The 2,138-nt window shown below is 54.3% G+C and carries 2 protein-coding genes; both read right to left on the reverse strand.

The annotated features are described in order from the left end of the window. On the reverse strand, positions 1-1,076 hold a 1,076-nt coding region (locus tag KJ653_01050), incomplete at its 3' end, for an IS200/IS605 family accessory protein TnpB-related protein (GenBank protein ID MBU0684425.1). 60 nt (positions 1,077-1,136) lie between these two features. Continuing rightward, the gene (locus KJ653_01055; GenBank protein ID MBU0684426.1) at positions 1,137-1,874 is read right to left on the reverse strand and encodes a hypothetical protein; all 738 of its coding nucleotides are present in this window, start codon (positions 1,872-1,874) and stop codon (positions 1,137-1,139) included. Positions 1,875-2,138: the final 264 nt, after the last annotated feature.

Genomic DNA, 2,138 nt, shown 5'->3' on the forward strand with positions numbered 1-2,138 from the left:
ATGTGCCTGTCGAGGTGCCAGCCGCACTCACACGTGAACTCCGTGCCCATTCGGGAATCCTGTATTTTCCCACATATCGGGCACTTTCTGCTGCTGTATCTTGGGTCGACTTTGACGACGGGAATACCCTTCCACTGGGCCTTGTATTCGATGATCTGGTGGAGCTTCCTTCTCGGCCACAGGCTGAGGCGACGATTCATATCCTTGCCTCTTTTGAACCTGATTCCTGTCAGGTCCTCGAGCACAACAGCCGACTTCGCGCTCTCGGCGAACGAGAGCACGGCATCTGCCACCTGGTGGAGCCTGTGCTCGACCCGATGGTGCTCTCTTCTCCCCTCTCTTCTGCATAGGTTCCTGGATGTCCGTCTGTCATGGGCCTTCTTCTTCTGCAGCCTTCTCCGCCTGTCGTGATGCCTCCGCTGTATGATGGCTACATCTGGGAATTCCGCCTTGACCGGGACCGCTGCTTCAGAGTGGCTGCCGACGAACACGCCGTCCAGGCTGCGTTCGTTTGTGTCGAGAGAAACGACCGACTCAGGAATGTACGGTACTGGCGCATCCTTCCTGAAGGTTATCATGACCCGATCCGGAAAGAGAGTCAGCGACCCCAGGGAGAGCGTCATATCCTCCAGGTACTTCCGATGATACTGGCTGACGACAAGCTTCAGCCTCACATGGCATCCGGCCCTGATCGGGAGGTCGATCGTTCCGGATTCACGGTCGAGCTTGTACGCCTGATTCTCTGCCTTCATCATCAGGCGTTTGACATACGGGACCTTGCACGCAACCCCTTTGCGAACGCGCCTGCGATAGCTCTTAAGAACGCCACCAGCGACCTCGAACGCCGATACAAGATGCTGGGCGAACATTTTCGGGTGATCTTGGCGAAAGTCCTTGTACGCGATTCTGACCAAAGCGTTTCTCGAGGTGACCCTAGCTTGGATACCTGCACGGATCGCGTTGTTGACAGCCAATCTGAAGTCCTCGAGAAGTAGCTTCGCTTCCGATGGGAGATCCGTGTCCAGCCGGAAGACGATTCCCTTGATCAGCATCTGTTTCTTGACGCAGACCAGCATATTATGCTTCTTCAACTGCATGTAGCATTTGAGAATCAATATCCAAGCCCCCTGAAGTCTTCACCGCCCGAATTGTTCCAGAACCGCCTGGTTCCAAGGAACTGGTGAGAACAAGACCTCTCGGTCGGTACGCGGCAGGCGGAACAACAGTCCGCGCCGTCTAGCGCGCATCTGGACTATCATGTCCGAATGCTCGTACAAGAGGGTGGTGAGCGTAGGGCTCGGGCGGACCGGCTGATGAGTGTTGTTCGTGAGAATGGATACCGTCTCGCGCTCCTTCGTTATTCTGGATATCTGTTCCAGACATCTCCTTAGGAGCTGGTGCGATTCCATCCACTTCATGTCCTTGTCGAGGAACAGCTCTGTTATCGATGATACGATCACAGCCGATGGCGCGCTCCTCTCCACTTGCTCCTCGAGCTTGTCGTCTATTAGCGTTACAAGTTGGTATGCTGTAAATGCACGTGATATGTTGATGCGGGACAGTATGTCGCGCTTGTCCAGCCTCAAACGCTTGCACAGTGAGCTGATGGCGTACGGGTCAATCGTGTTGCCCCCGTCGATCCACACGACCTCCTCATCGAACTGAGAGATCGCTTTTATGCTGAGGAGGTGCAGCAGGCTTGTCGCATAGCTGTTGTCGCTGTCAAACAGCGTCACCTGGGCCGATCTGAAGCCTCCTATGAGTTCGTCCAGCTGCAAGATGGAGGTGTTGAGAGTTCTCTCGTGCAGCAGCGGTTCCTCATCAACGACGTGCACGAGAGACTCTTCGAGCGCGACCGTTTTGTGGAAGTTCAAGCGATCTCACCGGCACCGCATTATCTCCCCTTCGGGAGTTAAACAGATGCAGGGGGGAGCATAGTGAAACTAGTGCGCCGAATATAATCCAGGAAGTCAATCTGGAGACGAAATGGACCTCTAGAGAAAGCCTCCCCCTGGAAATGAGAAGTTAATGTTTAAGTACACTTAGAGCCCTCTTTGCTCAACGGTTCTAGGTAATCGTTGAGCGTTGTAGATAAGGGACTTGAGGAAAATGGCCCCAAGATCATCCTCCAGAGGACA

It is taken from the genome of Candidatus Thermoplasmatota archaeon (assembly GCA_018814355.1).
GTDB lineage: Archaea > Thermoplasmatota > Thermoplasmata > UBA10834 > UBA10834 > COMBO-56-21.